Source organism: Ligilactobacillus acidipiscis DSM 15836 (genome assembly GCF_001435755.1).
Classification (GTDB): Bacteria; Bacillota; Bacilli; order Lactobacillales; family Lactobacillaceae; genus Ligilactobacillus; species Ligilactobacillus acidipiscis.
In genome coordinates this window covers 1-318 of the sequence record NZ_AZFI01000400.1, presented here as the reverse complement: position 1 = coordinate 318, position 318 = coordinate 1, and the positions used below count along the sequence as shown (strand labels likewise).

Here is a 318-nt window from a genome sequence, read left to right as displayed (position 1 = left end):
TTAAAACTGGCTCACCGCTAGTTTGTGACACGTCAAAGACGGGTAGATAACGGTAACCGACAATGGCGCGTTCATCGGTGGTATCAAGTCGCTTTTGCTCGGCTGGTGTTAACTTCTTAATAATCGGGGCCGCAATCCGAATCGCTTTTGCGCCCCGGTTGACGGTGCGGTTAAAAGCCGTCTGCCATTGCTTAAAACCGGCGACTTGAGTAGCTTGAGGATTTTGCGCATAAATTAAATCAATGTTTCTGGCGCTATAATGATGGAATTTAGCCAAGGTATTGAGGTACTGTTTAAATCGGTTACTATCGGTTAATT

1 protein-coding gene is annotated in these 318 nt (G+C 45.6%); it reads right to left on the bottom strand.

What is annotated here, in order from left to right; all coding sequences use genetic code 11:
* Positions 1-318 (bottom strand): ArdC-like ssDNA-binding domain-containing protein (locus tag FC65_RS11250; protein WP_235803143.1); only part of this gene is annotated, 318 nt, incomplete at both ends.